The organism is Paenibacillus oryziterrae (assembly GCF_042610485.1).
GTDB lineage: Bacteria > Bacillota > Bacilli > Paenibacillales > Paenibacillaceae > Paenibacillus_AQ.
On the sequence record NZ_JBGJZO010000008.1, the window covers coordinates 1 to 16,875 of the forward strand.

Sequence of the window (16,875 nt, forward strand, 5' to 3'; positions counted from 1 at the left end):
CCGAGTTTGGCCGAAGGAGCACGATTGGAAATCGTGTAGGCGTCACAAGCGTCTCGAGGGTTCGAATCCCTCTCTCTCCGTTGCTGTACTTTCTTACATAAGTGTTATTACTTTAGTAAGCTGTTATCGTATGTTTAAGCTGCATGGCCCGTTGGTCAAGGGGTTAAGACACCTCCCTTTCACGGAGGTAACAGGGGTTCGAATCCCCTACGGGTCACCATAATTACGGAGGCTTAGCTCAGCTGGGAGAGCATCTGCCTTACAAGCAGAGGGTCGGGGGTTCGAACCCCTCAGCCTCCACCATATAAGTTTATAGATGTATTTTACTGACGCGGGGTGGAGCAGCCCGGTAGCTCGTCGGGCTCATAACCCGAAGGCCGCAGGTTCAAATCCTGCCCCCGCAACCAATTTGGAACCGTGGTGTAGTTGGCCTAACATGCCTGCCTGTCACGCAGGAGATCGCGGGTTCGAATCCCGTCGGTTCCGCCATTGATTTATCTTCAGGGATGAGAACAAGGTTCGTTGGAGCATAAGCTTCGACAGAGCTGCATCGCAATCTCGGAGCGGAGCGGAGAGTATCCCGTCGGTTCCGCCATTATTTTGAGGATCCCGTGGGTTCCGCCAATAGTAGATTATTATTGTTGGGGATTAGCCAAGCGGTAAGGCAACGGACTTTGACTCCGTCATGCATAGGTTCAAATCCTATATCCCCAGCCATTTTTATTGCGAGCCATTAGCTCAGTTGGTAGAGCACCTGACTTTTAATCAGGGTGTCGAAGGTTCGAGTCCTTCATGGCTCACTTTTATCAGTTTCATGCGCGTGTGGCGGAATGGCAGACGCACCAGACTTAGGATCTGGCGTTTCACGACGTGGGGGTTCAAGTCCCTTCACGCGCACCATGTTTTGCGGACGTGGCTCAGCGGTAGAGCATCGCCTTGCCAAGGCGAGGGTCGCGGGTTCGATTCCCGTCGTCCGCTCCATATAGATTTTGCGCCCTTAGCTCAGCTGGATAGAGCGTTTGACTACGAATCAAAAGGTCGGGAGTTCGAATCTCTCAGGGCGCGCCATTATTACTTCTTGAATATACAAAGTGTCCTTAAGATTCGAATGAGTGGAGTTCGTTGAAGCATCAGCTTCGATAGTCCTACTTCGCAATCGGACGCGTGAGCGGCCGTATCTCTCAGGGCGCGCCATTATTACTTTATAAATAACTTTATTCTGTCGGGATGTAGCTCAGCTTGGTAGAGCACCTGGTTTGGGACCAGGGGGTCGCATGTTCAAATCGTGTCATCCCGATTTTATATCTTTGCGGGTGTAGTTCAATGGTAGAACTTTAGCCTTCCAAGCTAATAGCGTGGGTTCGATTCCCATCACCCGCTCCAATAACAACAATCCAAAACCTTTGAGATTCAAAGGTTTTTTTATTTGTTCATTTCAAACAGGCTGCACCGTGTGAATTCGGTGCAGCCTGTTTTTTTGCAAATACTTATTTAATGATCATTATAAAAGTGACGATGCTAGCCAAGTCTCCCGTTGGAATCGTTCCCGGTGGATTATCGTTAGCTGAATCGTCAGCTAGAACTCTGAGGAGATATGGTTTATTAAAAGGTAGCTCACGTTTCATATTTTGTGAGGGACAGGCAATCCTAACCCCTCTGCGATTCGATGGCCGAACTCCGGATCAGCCTTGTAGAAATGACCGATCTGCCGGGTTTTAATTTCATCTCTCTCCACGGGTCTCATGGCATCTACGATATTTTGTACAAGACGGGTACGTTCATCTTCGCTGAGCAGACGATATAGATCGCCGGGTTGGGTGTAATGGTCGTTGTGGTCATAGGCCGTACTTTCGGCAAGGCCAGACACTTCAAAAGGAGCTGGTTTATGCTGCTGTGACTCTGCAGGACCACCGAAGCTGTTGGGCTCGTAATAGACTGAACCGCCGCCGTTGTTGCCGCTGGTCATTACGCCATCTCGCTGATAGTTGTTCACGTCCGCTTGTGGACGGTTAATTGGCAGGCTATTATGATTTGCTCCTACGCGGTATCGATGGGCGTCAGAGTAGGCAAATAGGCGGCCCTGAAGCATTTTATCAGGAGATGCCTCTATTCCAGGCACGAAGGAACCGGGGGAGAAGGTGGCTTGTTCGACTTCGGCAAAATAATTCTCCGGATTGCGGTCCAGCACCATGCGTCCGACTTCAATCAGCGGATAATCTTTCTGCGACCATACCTTAGTAACATCAAACGGATCGAAACGGTAGGTGTTCGCGTCTTCAAGCGGCATAATCTGTACATAGAGTCTCCAGGCTGGGAAATCTCCAGCAGCAATCGCATTGAACAAATCCTCTGTATGATAATCCGGGTTCTCACCAGCGATTTGGGAGGCTAGCTTCACATCGAGGTTTTGGATGCCCTGCTCTGTCTTGAAGTGGTATTTCACCCAGACTGCGGTGCCTTCTGCATTCACCCATTTGAATGTATGGCTTCCAAAACCATGCATATGCCTGAAAGTGGCTGGAATTCCGCGGTCAGACATAAGTATGCTAACTTGGTGCAGTGATTCGGGAGACAATGACCAGAAATCCCATACGGCATTCGGGTTCTTCAGGTGTGTCTGAGGGTGGCGTTTCTGTGTATGAATAAAATCCGGAAATTTAATGGCGTCACGGATAAAGAATACAGGTGTATTATTACCAACCAGATCATAGTTGCCTTCTTCTGTGTAGAATTTAACGGCAAACCCGCGGGGATCGCGGACAGTATCTGCGGAACCTAGCTCACCGGCAACGGTGGAGAAACGGATAAACATCGGAGTACGTTTACCTGCCTCTGATAGAAAGCTGGCTTTCGTATATTGGGACATGTCATGAGTGACCTCAAAATGACCATGCGCTCCGGCACCTTTGGCGTGAACGACCCTCTCTGGCACACGTTCTCTGTTGAAGTGCGCTAGCTTTTCCAGCAGATGCACATCTTGGATCAAGGTTGGTCCACGGGATCCTGCAGTCATGGAGTTCTGATTGTCGCCTACAGGAGCACCCCAGCTTGTTGTCAGATTGTTTTGGTTGGAACTCATTAATAAGCCACCTCTTTTTTTGATATTTGATTTTAGAATAAGTATAAATTTATGATAATGATTCTCATTAAAAAATGCAATCTTTTTTATAATAATTTTAATTAAAATTATTTTATTAATGGTATGCATGGTATGGAGTGCTCAGAACGAACGAAGGTACTGATATTAGTGGTATTGGGTTAGAAATGAATAGAGGGAAACACATCGGCGGAAATGGCTTTATAAGTACGATAAGTGAAGGGGTCACTATAACCGCAAGCATAAAAAAACCTCCGCGATAAGCGGAGGCTGCAGGTGTCTATAGATGCCAAGTGAAGGAATAGCGGGTATGCTATGCTTTGATGTACATCTTCTGAAAATATTCTTCAAGCATACGTTTGGTGGCGAATTCGGTACGTGTGGTCTCAATGCTTCGTTTCATCATTTGAACCCACTTCTCACGGTCCTCATAGAAGGTTGGCAAAACGCGGTTCAGCAGTGTGTCGTACAGCGCATCACTATCATGACGGTCGAGCTCCTCGAAATCCGTGGTTTCGAATCCGTCGCCGATCTGCCAGCCATTCTCACCATCGATGCAAGCTTCAGGCCACCAGCCATCCAGGATCGAACAGTTGAGCACGCCGTTCATAGCTGCCTTCATGCCGGAGGTGCCACTGGCTTCCAGCGGACGGCGCGGATTGTTGAGCCAAATATCGGAGCCGCGAGTAAGCTGTGCGCCAATGGTCATATCGTAATTTTCCAGGAAAACAACGCTTTTTGGATATTTTTTCATCATGGCTACAAGATTGCTGACAATCTTCTTCCCATTGTCATCAAGCGGATGAGCTTTACCGGAGAAGACAATCTGTACTTTTCCGCTCTCCAGATAGGGCTCAATAATGTCAGGCTGGGAGAATAAAAGGTCACTTCTCTTGTAAGGAGCGGCCCTACGTGAGAAACCGATTAGCAGATTATCCGGATTCAAGGTTATGCAGGAGCGTTCTTTAATGAAGCTGATCAGCTCCGCCTTGATTTCGGCATGTACGGCCCATAGATCACTGCCATCCTCGAAAGCACGGGTGATGCGTTCATCGACCCAGGTTGGCGTATGAATCGCATTGGTGATCCCGATAATGGAAGATCTCCCGGCCACTTCTTTCCACATTTTATTCGCCGTGTCGGCATGAAGCTGGGCAACACCGTTGGAGATGCGGGATAGACGAAGACCGGCAACCGTCATATTAAAAGGTTCGCCTCCGATCCGTTCCATTTGCTCCCGGGTCAGACTATTGAAAGCACTCATATATTCCAGGCGGTCCAGCGGGTGGGTCTCATTGCCTTCTTTGATAGGTGTATGTGTAGTGAACACGACTTCCTCGCGGGTGGCCTTCCAGGCTTCCTCAAAAGTACTGCCTCCCGACATTTTCTCGCGGATCAGCTCAGTAGCTGCCAGCGCGGCATGTCCTTCATTGAAGTGATAGACATCAATAGGAATCTCGAGGGCCCGCATGGCTTTTACGCCTCCGATACCAAGAACGATCTCCTGTGCGATACGCTCTTCACCGAACCAGCCGTAGAGCTGTCCTGTAATCCAGGCATCGTTGTTCTCAGGGATATCGGTATCCAGCAGATATAGAGGATTGTTGCCGAAGTGCTCTGTTCTCCATACTTTACAGACCACATCAGCCTTACGAACCTTTACGGTAACCTTTACACCGGTATCCTCAAGGAAGTCATATACATAGTTGTGATAGGAGTCATATGGACGCCCGTCCGCATCAATCTTTTGATCCGTATAACCTTGCTTCCATTTCAGGCCGATCGGAATAATCGGGGCACCGATATCCTTGGCTCCCTTGATGTAATCCCCGGCCAGGATACCAAGACCCCCGGCGTACATTTTGAAATCGGAATGAAGCCCGTACTCCATACTGAAGTAAGCAACTGTCGGTAATTTTATCTCGTTCACTTGATAAGCCTCCCACTCACGAATTTAGATTCAATACAGGAATACTGTCGGCATTATCTTAGATGCAAACGTTTGCTCAAAAAGCTGTGCTCAACCACCGTTGGAAGCGATTGCAGCTATATTCTAGCATACAACCTGTATGAATGCATAATATTAGTTTTTGCAGGAAGGCCACGTCAGATTCAGGGATCGGATTTTATTTTTAGGTCTGTGCGGCTAGGGCGTTGGTAGCGCTCCAATTCATCCACTGTGCTATATCTCCTGAATATCTTATAATCACTAAACATGTTCAGAGGCAAAGCCGACAATAGGATGGTTAGACACAACTATGAGGAGGTAAGGGAACATGAAAAAAGGTATTATGATTCTTACTAGCTGCATTCTGGCAGTCAGCCTGGTATCAGGTTCGGCATGGGCAAAATCTGAAAAAAGTAATGGGGCGGATAAGAAACCAGTAACCACAACTGCTAAACCCATTACCGCAACATCCAAGCCTAATGAAAAAGAAGTAAAAGAGAAGGTAACTGTAATATCGGCTACATATAATCCTAAGGATAAAAATGAGAAGCCGAAGGTTACTGTGACAACCGCTACATATGCCGTCTATGGTAATGGTCATAACGGATACAAAGGCCTCCTTCATGCGATCGAGAATGTGAAGGACAAGCCAGCCGGTGCGGTAATCGCCGATCTTTTGTTGACCAAGTATAATACACAGCTTACACCTGAGATGAAAGCGAAACTGGAAGCCATTAAGGATAGAAGTGCGGCTTTAAATGCACTTGCCGATTTGCTTCATGAAAGAGGAAGCGTAACGGATGCTGTCTACGTGGAGAAAGAAGCAATTCTGGCGAACGTCAAGAATATTAATTCATACAAAAAGCTCGGAGAGCTGTACGATAAGCTCGGTGTAGAAGGTGTTAAGCTGTTCGTTAACGGTGAAGAGATTACTTCTACTGTTGCTCCGGTACAAACAAGCACATCTGTATTGGTACCCTTCAAGGTAGTATCTGAGGCGCTTGATGCCGATGTAGTCTGGAATCAAAAGGAACGTTCCGTTGCATTGACCAAGGACGGGGTTACTGTGAAGCTGTTTATTAATAAAAAGACGGCTTTCGTAAATGGCAAAGCCGTAACTCTTCAAGCAGCGCCTACAGTTGTGAACGGTAGTACGCTGGTGCCGGTTCGTTTTGTAAGCCAAAGTCTGAATACTACAGTCCAATGGGAACCGGAATCACAGACAGTAGTCGTCTACGAGGAATAGACTTTGATTGAAAGATAGGGTACTGCCTTAGACCGGGGCAGAAGTATTAACCAAGGGGATGGAATTTGATGCCATCTCCCTTTTTGCTAAGGATTCATTTAAATGGTTTGATAAACAGAGCTAAAGCCAATAAGATATAGAGTAATAAATAGTTGGTGGTGACTTCGTTTGGGTATAGTGGTGGTCGGAAGTTTAAATATGGATATGGCTGTCCGGACAAGCCGTGTGCCGGGACCCGGCGAGACATTGTTTGGACAACAGTTTGATATGTCTCCGGGGGGCAAGGGAGCCAATCAGGCCGTGGCCGCAGCTCGTCAAGGAGGTCATGTCACGATGATCGGCAGAGTCGGGAATGACGCATTCGGCAGTGAGCTGCGGGAGATCTTACGGCAGGAAGGCATAAATATAGACCCTATCTCAGCCAGCAGCACTCTGGCGACAGGTATCGCCTCTATTATTTTGGAAGCGGACGGAGAGAATAGGATCATTGTCGTGCCGGGAGCCAATATGGAGCTGAGTGCGGAAGACATCTTCGAACTGGAGTCCGTGATCAGAGGGGCGAAGCTACTGGTAATACAGCTTGAAATGGAACTTGGAGTGTGTGAAGCAGTTGCAGCCATTGCGTCCCGCAACGGTATTCCACTTATCCTGAATCCGGCACCGGCCAGAATACTTAACGAGCAGTTGTTAAGTCAGGTTACGTATTTAACCCCGAACGAGACAGAGGCGGGATTATTGTCTGGAATGGCAGTAGACAGTCTGGAGACAGCTGAGCTGGCAGCCCGCGCGTTGATACACAAAGGAGTGCAGCATGTTATTGTGACCCTTGGCTCTCAAGGCGCGCTAATCGTTAGCGGTGAATCTGTCATGCATGTCCCGGGATTTCCAGTACAGGCTGTGGACACTGTTGCCGCCGGTGATTCCTTTAACGGTGCTCTCGCCGTGCAACTGGCCGGCGGGCAACCTCTTGAGGAGGCGGTGCGTTACGCCAATGCGGCCGGGGCATTAGCAGTCTGCAAGCAAGGAGCCATACCATCACTTCCAAGCCTGGCGGATGTTGAGCAATTTCTCAAGAATACTGAATGTGTTTGACGCAGTATCATACATAATTGCCAAAGGAGCTGGAGATATATGAGTGCCACAGTAACCGTAAGAAATGTAGTTATCGGAGAAGGGATGCCGAAGATTTGCGTCCCGTTAACCGGTGTTACACTTTCGGAGCTGAAGCAGGAAGCTGAAGCCATCAAGGACATTCTGCCGGATCTGGTGGAGTGGCGGGTAGATTTCTATGAACAAGTAGAGGATATGGATGCTGTTGTGGAGGCACTCGGAGCAATAAGATCTATTCTTCCGGAACTGCCGCTCCTCTTCACCTTCCGCAGTGCGAAGGAAGGTGGACAGAAGCAGGTCAGCGAGGCTTATTACACTGCCTTGAACAAGGCTGCTGCAGAGAGTGGTCTGGCTGATCTGGTTGATGTGGAATTATTCAGTGGAGATGAGGTTATTAGCGAGATCGTTGCTACCGCACATGCTTGTATGGTACCGGTTGTGATCTCTAACCATGATTTTAATGGCACACCGCCAAAGGAAGAGCTTGTAGCACGCCTGCGGAGAGCACGGGAGCTTGGAGCTGATCTGCCAAAAATCGCTGTAATGCCCAAACATGCCAGCGATGTATTAACATTGCTGGATGCTACGCTGACGATGAAGGAGCAGTATGCAGACTGCCCGCTGATCACGATGTCCATGTCAGGCGAGGGGGCTATCAGCCGTCTGGCTGGTGAGGTTTTTGGCTCAGCAGTTACCTTCGGCTCCGCGGGCAAGCCGTCCGCACCCGGGCAGATCGATGCTGGTGAGCTGCGTAAGGTGCTGAACCTGCTGCATTACGGTTTGTAATGGATAACGAAGTTCCGGAACATTCGTGCTGCTGGCGACATATAGCGGTTACGTACGCTTGCGAGGCAGATAAATTGCTGGTAATGCGGATGGGCAATAGTTAAAGCCTTAATATCAAAATGCCCAAGTATGTCAATGCGGGGCATGATACCGATGCCGTAGCCAACCGCTACAAGTCCGGCCATGCCGGTGGCATCTTCGATTTCGCAGGCAATGTTCGGGACTAGATCTACTTGATCGAACAGATCGTCTATCATCGGGCGCAGACCGCTCGTCTGATTGAAACAAACCATGGGATACGCCGCCGCATCCTTTAGATCAATACTGTCAAACTTGGCTAATTCGTGGTTTGAAGGCACGATCAGCACAAGCTCCTCTTCCATCAGCGGAACGAAATCAATATCCGGTTCATTATCCATATACGGGCAGAAGGCAAGATCAAAGCTGTCATTCTTCAGACCCTGGATTATGGATCCGGCATTCCCTTGATGGAAGGAGAGGGATATACTCTTGTGATTATCGTCCGTCGTGAAAGCCTGTACAAAGGCTGGTGCAAAATGCGAGCCGAGCATGTAGGTAAACGCCAAATCAATTTTACCCGTTCCGGGGCTTGTCATCTCTCGAAGCTGCCGTTCACCGTTATCAAGCTCGTCCAGTGCGCGGTTCACATATCCGAGGAAATGCCTGCCGTATTTAGTGAGGCGAATATTCCTGCCCTGTTTCTCGAAGAGTTGTGTGCCTAGCTCCTTTTCCAGTTCGGACATTGCATGGCTGAGACTAGGCTGCGAAATGGACAGCTTAACCGCTGCTTGCGTGAGGTGCTCTATCTGGGCGATGACCCGGAAATATTGTAAATGCCTTAAATTCATGATAGCGTACCTTCCTTCAATACATAGATGAAATTGATAAAGAATCACTCAGGGACGAATTAGATTCATATTAGCATTTGCTTGTCTTTTATCATGTGAAGAAATTCACAAAGTGATGAATGCAAGATAAATACAGGAAGAGTTCCTGCATTAAATAAAAAAAGCGGCAGCGGGAAGATCCGCTGCCGCTTCGCTATAATTGCCTCAATCAGGATGAAACCTACGCCTTCATCCCTGTGTAGATGTGTACCGCATCCCTTAGGAAGGCGGCGAGACCAGGCTGATGCTGATCATAGTAGACGGTGAAACGTTCATCATCCACATACATCTGCGCAACACCTGCATGTGCTTCCTTGGAGTATTGATCCCAGTAGAAGCTGAGCCACTGGCGGTGCAGATCGGCTGCCTTTTGCGCCGCTTCGCCGGCAGGATTGCCTTCCTCCATACCGATCCGCAGTGCCTCGAACATGTCCTTCTCCAGCTTCTGAATATCGGCATATTGTTCTTCTGTCATATGTTTCAGCTTCTGGTTCGATTTATCCACGACGCTGTCCCCGTATTTCTCACGAGCTTCCCGCCCGTACTTTTGCTCATTATCGTCAATCATCTTTTGCTTGAAGCCCGCGAATTTCTCCTTATCACTCATAACTATTCTCCCTTCCGTTAGTGCCATTGTCTTCTCGACGTTAGCGATAAGAACGTCCAGTTGATCTCTCCGCTGAAGCAGTTTGTCATGGTGTTCCCGCAGTGCTGCGGCCCCATCAAAGGTAGGAGCTGTTACAATTTCTTTAATCCCTTCCAGGCTGAGGCCCAGTTCCCGGTAAAAAAGAATCTGCTGCAGCCGGTCCACTTCGGCCTTACCGTAAATGCGGTACCCCGAAGAGTTGATTCTCGCCGGGTTGAGAATGCCAAACTCATCATAATACCGGAGTGTCCGCGTACTTATTCCTGCCAAAGTTCCCAGCTTCTGCACTGTATATTCCATATTGCACACCTTCCTGCCCATTCTTATGCGGATGCCATCCTGGTTGTAATCGCCAAATGAAGTGTAAGATACTCCTTACAAAATCAATGTACACCTTGACGTAACGGCAATGTCAACTGCTTTTTCAGATAAAAGAGAGGTTGTTATTGTTGAAGGAATTTATTTCTTCGTGAACTGCGCAGCGAAATATTCCTGGAGCTCAGCAAGCTTCCGGGGGTCTGCAAGCACTGTCTTATCCGGGAAGTAATGCTCGGCTATCAGATCCCAGGTAGGGACGACCTTCTGTGCAGTAATGGCCTTGATGGCAATTTTCACGGTCTTGCGTTCTCTGGCATTGGAGAACTGGTCCTTGTAGAGCTGGGAGCGGCTGAAGTCCAGCTCATCGAACACCGCGCGGAAGATCTCCGCAGTCATCTTCGCATCATCAAGTGCACGGTGCGCAGAGCCGCTTGGCTCAAGCTCGAACAAGGCCATCGCTGCTTCAACGCTGATGTCGTTCGTGAGGCTGCGCGCACGCAGAACACCTTTCAGGAGATCGAAATAGGTAGCGGCCATCCAGTAGGAATCGTCCATTTTGTGCATCCGTATATCCTGAATGATCCGCTTCATATCTTCGCCGCCCCAGGTTAGCAGAAGCACTCCGTCCGTGCTTAGGCCGAGCCATTCCATAAACGCAGTGATCACCTTTGGAAAGCGGCGGGCGACATCAATTTCCTCTTGGGGAATACCGGTCTTTTTCTTAATAAAAGAATTCAGGGTCGAGAAATATATAGGTTTGATTAAGGAAGAGAACTCATCCTTATACTGCAATGAAGCGTCTAGCCGGACAGCTCCAATCTCAATGACCTCCATCGGGTGCTCACTTGCAAATTTGCGGCCATTGAATTCGATGTCCAGAATAATATAATCCACGGGTCTTGCCTCCATTTTCCTTGACTGGCGCGGTAATAAGCTGCACGCCGACATTTCTATTTTAGCAAAAAAAACGGAGGACAGGTAATCGAAGTCAGAGAACCACTTTTTTAAGTTGAATTGTAAATTTTCTGTAAAAGGCTTGAATGTATAGATTCATACCCCTTACTATGAATTCAAATTCTAAAATTCTTAAAAGCGTAGAAGAGAGGTAGCCCACGATATGGAAGAGATCCGGCCAAACGCTCCACAGCTCACGCAAAAAAGGAAATTCGCTGCACTTATCGAGGTGCTAGGTGTATCAGCTAAACTTGGGTTAACGTCTTTTGGAGGACCGATTGCTCATTTAGGTTATTTTCATAACGAATATATCCGCCGCCGGAAATGGATGGATGAACAAAGTTATGCTGACCTCGTAGCCTTATGCCAGTTCCTCCCCGGACCAGCTAGCAGTCAGGTTGGAATTGGCATCGGGATTGCCAGAGCAGGGCTGCTGGGTGGAATAGTTGCCTGGATAGGTTTCACACTGCCTTCTGCTATCGCCTTAGTTGCGTTTGCCTTCCTGCTGCAAGGCTTTGACATCGGGAATGCGGGCTGGCTTCATGGCCTGAAGATTGTGGCGGTAGCGATTGTAGCGCAGGCGATCTTGGGAATGGGACAGAGGCTTACTCCGGACCGCAGCCGTGTCACAATTGCAGTGATTGCCGCAGCCATTACCCTATCCTGGCAGACGGTATATGCACAGACCCTTATTATTGTAGCAGCAGGGATTGTCGGTTTATGGTTATATCGAAAAGAGCCTTTGAAGGAATCTCCTGACTTCTTCTTTGTTATAAAAAAATCGTATGCGGTGATTGCTCTTATTGTATTCTTTACGCTTCTGCTCGGACTGCCATTGCTGCGGCAATGGGATGGTAGCCGGTCGATTGCGATGTTCGACAGTTTCTACCGTTCAGGTGCACTGGTGTTTGGGGGAGGACACGTCGTATTGCCGATGTTGGAGCGGGAATTGGTTCCTACAGGTTGGATAAGCCGGCAGGATTTTCTGGCTGGTTACGGTGCAACCCAAGCGGTCCCAGGGCCGCTGTTTACGTTCGCCGGCTATCTCGGGGCTATGACAGGCGGATTGGGGGAAGCCGTTCTGGCCATTCTGGCCATCTTCCTGCCGGCATTTCTGCTAATTGTCGGTGTGCTCCCCTTCTGGAATGGTCTGAGACGAAATTCAAAGGTTCAGGGCGCGCTTATCAGTATAAATGCTGCTGTTGTGGGGATTCTGTTGGCCGCACTATATAATCCTTTGTGGACTACGTCGATTGTGAAGCCTATGGATTTTGCACTCGCTGCAATTTTATTTGTTATGCTGGTATTTTGGAAACTTCCACCCTGGGTTATTGTGATTGCTGGAGCGGCAGGAGGACTGGTGTTGTTTAGTTAATAGATGCGAGATTTACTGTAAAATATTGTATTCCAAAAAAAGGGAAAATTATCTATGTTTTTCTGACGTCATCGTGTTATATTTAATGTGTAAAAATAGTCCGAAAGATAGAATAAAACTTCCAAATATTGGAATGGGGATAACGACAATGATTAAGCTTTTACAAAGTCTCCAGGAGGCCTACTCTTCCTTAACGGGTCTCACCATTATGATACGGGATTTAGAGGGCAACCCTTTGACGCAACCTTCGGGGCTTACAGAGATTGCAAGCCTCCTTTTGGGGTACCATAATAAATCGGTGGAAGACTCCATTGTGAAGATTATGGACAAGGTCAAGGATATCGAAAAGCTGATTGTATATGAGACAACAACTGGATTTAAGCTCCTCGTTATGCCTGTTAGAATCAAGGGGAGAACGCGTTATTTTATTGTTGCCGGGGTCTATGTAGAGGATAGCAATAGAGGCCTTATCGAAGATAGAATTTCGGAAGATTTAACGCTGGACGAACTGATTGTCTGGAAGAATGCCTTGAAGGCTGCACCTGCTTATCATCAGGAAAAAATGTCTGCCGTTATTGTTCAACTTGAGGAATTAGCAGAAATGATTGAGAAACTTCTGGATAACGAAGAAGACAAAAGGGAGCGCGCGAAACATCTTCAGCTTCTGAACCTTACGTATTTAATGAATTCTCATGATCCAAGCTGGCTTCAAGGGATTCTAGGAGTGTTTACCCGGATTATGAAAATGGAGTTTGCCGGATTTGCCAGGCAATCAGCTAAAGAGGAACAATATACCATAATTGAAACTGTCGGATTTCAGCACAATAGGAAGCTTCAGGGGGAGTCCTTTTTTCAGGGAGAAGGGTTACTCGGTCAGGTGGGGCTTACCAAACAAATGAGTTATTGGGAAAGGTCGGATCGGGATCCCAGAGTATCCTTTTTCACCAAGAGAGGAATTGAACCTAAGGTTATTATATGCTACCCCATCAAATACAAGGAGCAATTCTTCGGGTTATTATTCGCCGGAGACTCCGTAGTACAAGAGCTTTCAGAAGAGCAGGCGGATCTGGGAGCCTTGTTAGCCAACCAGTTGGCTATTGAATTGAATACTTTGGCAAACGATGACTACAATGAACGGCGAGAGAACCGTATGCAGGTATTTAGGGATATCTCGCAGGGTGTTCTGGCAATTAAGGACAAAGATAACTTCTATCGAAATCTTATAGACTCGCTGCAACGAACGTTCAATCTATCCTTCATTTGTCTGATGCTTAAACGGCCGGGGGAAGAGAATAGAACCCTGTACGCATCTTCCGGAAGCTCTGAAGAACAATATAGTGCTTATGCGCTTGATGTGGAGAATAACTATTTCGGAGAGGGAAACCAAGGTTTAAGCTTTATGTATAAGCCTGCCCAAAGGAAATGGAATGGCATCAATATGCTGGAGGTTCCCTTGCTTCTGGATCACAAGCTTTATGGCATACTGGGTATCACTATTAATGAAGAGGTTAAAGACAAGGAGAATAGGCCACTGCTTAATGCAATGAATGCCATTGTAATCACTAGGCTTAAGCTTGAATCTCAAGCAAGCTCATTCTCAAGCTCAGATGCTGCCGCTTTGCTTCATCAGGCATTGCTGGTCTGGAATCCGCAGGCGTACTATAAGTCAGTTAAGATTAAAGAGCTTGCCCAGGCGTTCCTGAAGCAGGTGAATGGAGCTGCTGAAGATCTGGAATGGATTGGTCAGGCGGGACTGCTCTTGGAATACGACCCCGATATGCTCTCATCCTCCATTGGAGAAAATCCCGCAGTTGTCTGGCTTCGGCAATTACGGCGCTATACATCTGGAGATATTAGCAGAACTAAAAGTTCAGAAACAATACACCATACATTAGCCGAGAAAATCTTCTGCATAGTCCTCTGGTATTATGAGCATGGAGAGAAGAATTGGTTAACAACGCTCCCTTGTGTGATAGATGAGCCTTTGAAACACTCCTTTGAATTGTTTATCTCGACACATAAGGAGCTGGTAACCAGACCGCTGCTTGAAAGACACTTTCATCTAACACCCCGTGAGGAAGAGATCCTGCAACTTGTTCTTCAGGGGCTGAACAATCTTGAGATTTCAGAGAAACTCTTCATCAGCTCTCATACTGTTAAGAATCACATTACCAAAATCTACGAAAAGCTGGAGGTTAGCGGCCGCGCACAAGCGATTGCGAAGATGTACCAAGCAGCTGTTACCGATCCGGTTCAAAAGCGATAGCACCGCATTTCTGCGGGCCGTCGCTTTTTTTTTGTGCGTAAATGCATTCATATAGGAACAAGTTCCTGTATCGAATCGACAAAATACCTCAAATCAGGACAAGGTGGTGATAGGCAATTCGACCCACCGACTGCCATAATAAGGATGAAAATAATCGTGTTAGCGCTATCAAAATAAGAATCTGGGAGTGTTTCACTTGAAATTAAACATTCGGACAAAATTATTGGGAAGTTTCATGATTGTCGTGGCCATGCTTGTGGCAATAAGCTGGTTGTCCATTGATCGTATGGGGCAGATGAAATCCAATTCAGAGAAGGTACGAGATAATGGGCTTCCTGGAGTCGTTAATATGGAGAGCATACGTACAGACCTATATAAGCTCCGCGGAGATATGATGAAGGTAATACTTGAAACCGATGACACTGAAATGGTGAAGATCCAGCAGATCATCAAGGATGATCAATCGAAGCTTGCAGATAATTTGAAAGCCTATGAAACGCTGGCACTTAGTGATGAGCAGAAGACTACCTTAACTGTAATAAAGGAAAATGTAGATGTCTACAATACCTTCGCTCCAAAAGCCATTGAGTATGGTCTTAAGAACGACACTGTCAATGGTTATGCGGTGCTGGTGGAAGCATTGCCTAGTTTGCAGGCAGCGCTTGAGGCATCGGAACAGTCGGTAGAAGGTGTTGTTCAAGCTGCAAGTGATAATGTAGATAATATTTTAAGCAGCTATAAATCGGGCAGTACAACCATAATCATTGTTGCTGTAGCGGCTGCTGCTGCGGCAATTCTGCTAGCCTTCTTTATCTCACAAGGAATTGTACGTTCGGCTAACAAGCTGCTGTACTTAATGGGAAAAGTAGCCGGTGGTGATCTTAGAGAAACTGTGGATATTCAAAGTAAAGACGAATTTGGTAAACTTTCGGCAACAGTCAATGATATGGTTGCTAGCTTAAGGAAATTAATCGGAGGAACCATTGAGGCTGCTCAGAGCGTTGCGGCTTCCTCCGAAGAAATATCAGCGACAACAGAGGAAATTGCCAGCAGTAGCCAGTCCCAGGCAGAAGCAGCTCAAACCATCAATCATTTGACGAAAGACCTTGCCCGTGGAATTGATGAAGTGGCGAAAAATGCAGAACAAGTGTCTGAATTGTCCATTCAAACACGACTAGGAGCGGAAGAAGGTAGCAAGGCTGTAAGAGAATCAAGCTTGGGAATGAGTAAATTATCAGAGAAGATGGGGCTTCTGGAGCAGGATTCTCAAAAAATCGGCGAAATTATCGAGGTTATTGACGAGATTGCTGAACAAACAAATCTGTTGGCCTTAAATGCTGCAATTGAAGCTGCACGTGCCGGAGAGCAAGGACGCGGTTTTGCGGTAGTCGCAGATGAAGTCCGCAAGCTTGCAGAACGTAGCGGTGAGGCTACTAAGCAAATCGCTCATATTATACGGGGAATGCAGCAGAATACAGTATCCAGTGTTCAAGCAGTGATGGAAGCATCTTCGTTATCTGATAAAACAGAGCGATTAATTGAAGGAATCGTTGCTCGTGTGGATGAAACCTCCCAACAAATTACCAGTATTGCTGCAGCCTGCGAAGAACAATCTGCACAATCCAATGAAGTGCTTCTCTCTATTGAATCAATAGCTTCAGGAAGCCAGGAAGCAGCCGCTGCGGCTGAACAAACAGCGTCATCTTCACAAATGCTGGCGGAATTAGCTGATGAATTGAATGCCTCTGTGTCCGCATTTAAGATATAAGGGGAGTGATGACATTGTCAGCAGTCACTGAGCAGTATATTGTCTCCCGGCTTGGAAGTGAACGTCATGCTTTTAACATTCGAGATGTAAATGAGATTATTAAAATGGAGCATATCACAGATGTGCCGAATAGCAGGCCCTACATTCAAGGGGTCATTAACTTACGGGGGAAGATTGTTCCTGTTGTAAGCATGTGCAAAAGATTTGGTATCCCTGAAACGCCCATTGGCAGCCTGTCACGGATTGTTATTGTACGGTATGAGAATGAAGCCACAGGTATCATTGTGGATGCTGTTGAGAAAGTGACTTCATTCCAAGAGATCCAGCCGCCGCTGGATGCCAATGAAGCTTATGGTATTCAATTTATGGATGGCATTGCCCAAGGGAATGATGGGCTGGTGGGCATTTTAAGCATAGATCGTTTGTTTGGTGAAGGATAGCAGGAGAGGAGGT

General features: G+C 47.3%; 12 protein-coding genes and 11 tRNA genes. 18 read left to right on the top strand and 5 right to left on the bottom strand.

All coding sequences use genetic code 11. The annotated features are described in order from the left end of the window. Nucleotides 1-145: 145 nt before the first annotated feature. The 11 genes from ACAN55_RS10800 to ACAN55_RS10850 all read left to right on the top strand — a co-directional run bounded on the left by ACAN55_RS10800 (nucleotide 146) and on the right by ACAN55_RS10850 (nucleotide 1,383). Nucleotides 146-220: transfer RNA gene (locus tag ACAN55_RS10800), tRNA-Glu, on the top strand. A 7-nt stretch (nucleotides 221-227) separates the two neighbouring features. Then, a tRNA-Val gene (locus tag ACAN55_RS10805) sits at nucleotides 228-303 on the top strand. 27 nt (nucleotides 304-330) lie between these two features. Next, nucleotides 331-407: transfer RNA gene (locus ACAN55_RS10810), tRNA-Met, on the top strand. A gap of 4 nt (nucleotides 408-411) precedes the next feature. Beyond that, nucleotides 412-489, top strand: a tRNA-Asp gene (locus ACAN55_RS10815). Between the two features lie 153 nt (nucleotides 490-642). Continuing rightward, nucleotides 643-717: transfer RNA gene (locus ACAN55_RS10820), tRNA-Gln, on the top strand. Nucleotides 718-727: 10 nt separating this feature from the next. Continuing rightward, nucleotides 728-800, top strand: a tRNA-Lys gene (locus ACAN55_RS10825). A 16-nt stretch (nucleotides 801-816) separates the two neighbouring features. Beyond that, a tRNA-Leu gene (locus ACAN55_RS10830) sits at nucleotides 817-900 on the top strand. A 6-nt stretch (nucleotides 901-906) separates the two neighbouring features. Continuing rightward, nucleotides 907-981: transfer RNA gene (locus ACAN55_RS10835), tRNA-Gly, on the top strand. Nucleotides 982-991: 10 nt separating this feature from the next. Next, nucleotides 992-1,068: transfer RNA gene (locus tag ACAN55_RS10840), tRNA-Arg, on the top strand. 155 nt (nucleotides 1,069-1,223) lie between these two features. Then, nucleotides 1,224-1,297, top strand: a tRNA-Pro gene (locus ACAN55_RS10845). A gap of 12 nt (nucleotides 1,298-1,309) precedes the next feature. Continuing rightward, a tRNA-Gly gene (locus ACAN55_RS10850) sits at nucleotides 1,310-1,383 on the top strand. A gap of 238 nt (nucleotides 1,384-1,621) precedes the next feature. Here ACAN55_RS10850 and katA read toward each other — a convergent pair. Continuing rightward, nucleotides 1,622-3,079, bottom strand: coding sequence for a catalase KatA (gene katA / locus ACAN55_RS10855; protein WP_379131983.1), 1,458 nt, complete (start codon nucleotides 3,077-3,079; stop codon nucleotides 1,622-1,624). Nucleotides 3,080-3,410: 331 nt separating this feature from the next. Continuing rightward, nucleotides 3,411-5,027: an alpha-glucan family phosphorylase gene (glgP, locus tag ACAN55_RS10860; RefSeq protein ID WP_379131986.1), complete on the bottom strand. Its 1,617-nt coding sequence runs from the start codon at nucleotides 5,025-5,027 to the stop codon at nucleotides 3,411-3,413. A gap of 346 nt (nucleotides 5,028-5,373) precedes the next feature. Between glgP and ACAN55_RS10865 the strand changes: the two genes are divergently transcribed. The 3 genes from ACAN55_RS10865 to aroD all read left to right on the top strand — a co-directional run bounded on the left by ACAN55_RS10865 (nucleotide 5,374) and on the right by aroD (nucleotide 8,187). Further along, complete coding sequence (locus ACAN55_RS10865) at nucleotides 5,374-6,291, top strand: copper amine oxidase N-terminal domain-containing protein (RefSeq protein WP_379131990.1); 918 nt, start codon at nucleotides 5,374-5,376, stop codon at nucleotides 6,289-6,291. Between the two features lie 177 nt (nucleotides 6,292-6,468). Next, nucleotides 6,469-7,383 (top strand): ribokinase, encoded by a 915-nt coding sequence (gene rbsK, locus ACAN55_RS10870; protein ID WP_379132406.1) that lies wholly within the window; start codon nucleotides 6,469-6,471, stop codon nucleotides 7,381-7,383. Between the two features lie 39 nt (nucleotides 7,384-7,422). Beyond that, nucleotides 7,423-8,187 carry a type I 3-dehydroquinate dehydratase gene (aroD, locus tag ACAN55_RS10875; RefSeq protein ID WP_379131992.1) on the top strand — a complete coding sequence of 255 codons (765 nt, stop codon included), beginning with the start codon at nucleotides 7,423-7,425 and terminating at the stop codon, nucleotides 8,185-8,187. Here aroD and ACAN55_RS10880 read toward each other — a convergent pair. The 3 genes from ACAN55_RS10880 to ACAN55_RS10890 all read right to left on the bottom strand — a co-directional run bounded on the left by ACAN55_RS10880 (nucleotide 8,175) and on the right by ACAN55_RS10890 (nucleotide 10,953). Continuing rightward, nucleotides 8,175-9,056, bottom strand: a complete 882-nt coding sequence (locus tag ACAN55_RS10880; protein WP_379131995.1) for a LysR family transcriptional regulator — start codon at nucleotides 9,054-9,056, stop codon at nucleotides 8,175-8,177. The genes aroD and ACAN55_RS10880 overlap by 13 nt on opposite strands. Nucleotides 9,057-9,276: 220 nt before the next feature. After that, entirely contained in the window at nucleotides 9,277-10,041 is a 765-nt protein-coding gene (locus tag ACAN55_RS10885; RefSeq protein WP_379131998.1) for a MerR family transcriptional regulator, read from the bottom strand. Between the two features lie 159 nt (nucleotides 10,042-10,200). After that, entirely contained in the window at nucleotides 10,201-10,953 is a 753-nt protein-coding gene (locus ACAN55_RS10890) for a 3'-5' exonuclease (protein WP_379132000.1), read from the bottom strand. Between the two features lie 223 nt (nucleotides 10,954-11,176). Here ACAN55_RS10890 and ACAN55_RS10895 point away from each other — a divergent pair, with 223 nt between their 5' ends. The 4 genes from ACAN55_RS10895 (at nucleotide 11,177) to ACAN55_RS10910 (ending at nucleotide 16,862) form a co-directional block, all read left to right on the top strand. Next, nucleotides 11,177-12,388, top strand: a complete 1,212-nt coding sequence (locus ACAN55_RS10895; protein WP_379132002.1) for a chromate transporter — start codon at nucleotides 11,177-11,179, stop codon at nucleotides 12,386-12,388. Nucleotides 12,389-12,536: 148 nt separating this feature from the next. Continuing rightward, the gene (locus ACAN55_RS10900) at nucleotides 12,537-14,654 is read left to right on the top strand and encodes a LuxR C-terminal-related transcriptional regulator (protein ID WP_379132005.1); all 2,118 of its coding nucleotides are present in this window, start codon (nucleotides 12,537-12,539) and stop codon (nucleotides 14,652-14,654) included. 196 nt (nucleotides 14,655-14,850) lie between these two features. After that, on the top strand, nucleotides 14,851-16,422 hold the full coding sequence (locus ACAN55_RS10905; protein ID WP_379132008.1) for a methyl-accepting chemotaxis protein: 1,572 nt from the start codon (nucleotides 14,851-14,853) through the stop codon (nucleotides 16,420-16,422). A 14-nt stretch (nucleotides 16,423-16,436) separates the two neighbouring features. Then, entirely contained in the window at nucleotides 16,437-16,862 is a 426-nt protein-coding gene (locus ACAN55_RS10910) for a chemotaxis protein CheW (RefSeq protein WP_379132010.1), read from the top strand. Nucleotides 16,863-16,875: the final 13 nt, after the last annotated feature.